Source organism: Billgrantia ethanolica (genome assembly GCF_021404305.1).
GTDB lineage: Bacteria > Pseudomonadota > Gammaproteobacteria > Pseudomonadales > Halomonadaceae > Halomonas > Halomonas ethanolica.
Genome location: NZ_JABFTX010000063.1, coordinates 1 through 276 on the forward strand (window position 1 = coordinate 1; position 276 = coordinate 276).

The 276-nt window shown below is 67.8% G+C and carries 1 protein-coding gene and 1 pseudogene; both read left to right on the forward strand.

From position 1 onward, the window contains the following. Positions 1 to 184, forward strand: a 184-nt coding sequence (ccoS, locus tag HOP53_RS21515) for a cbb3-type cytochrome oxidase assembly protein CcoS (protein WP_234271888.1), incomplete at its 5' end; no start/stop codon positions are given. Beyond that, positions 184 to 276, forward strand: a pseudogene (locus tag HOP53_RS21520) (sulfite exporter TauE/SafE family protein); the annotation flags it as partial. The gene ccoS and the pseudogene HOP53_RS21520, both read left to right, overlap by 1 nt.

Here is a 276-nt window from a genome sequence, read left to right on the forward strand (position 1 = left end):
GGCCGTGTGGGCCTTCTTCTGGGCGGTGAAGAACGATCAGTTCGAGGACCTGGAAGGCCCCGCCCACCGCATCCTCTTCGACGAGGACGAGAACGACCTGACCGCGGAGGAGCGCGAGAAGCGCCGCCAGGCCGCGCGTCGCAAGCCATCCGAAAAGGATGACAACGGACCAGCGAAACGCTGATGGACCCGACGGGACTCGGACTGCCGCCACTGCTGGCGGCCTTCGTCTTCGGCCTGCTCGGTGGCGCGCACTGCATCGGCATGTGCGGCGGC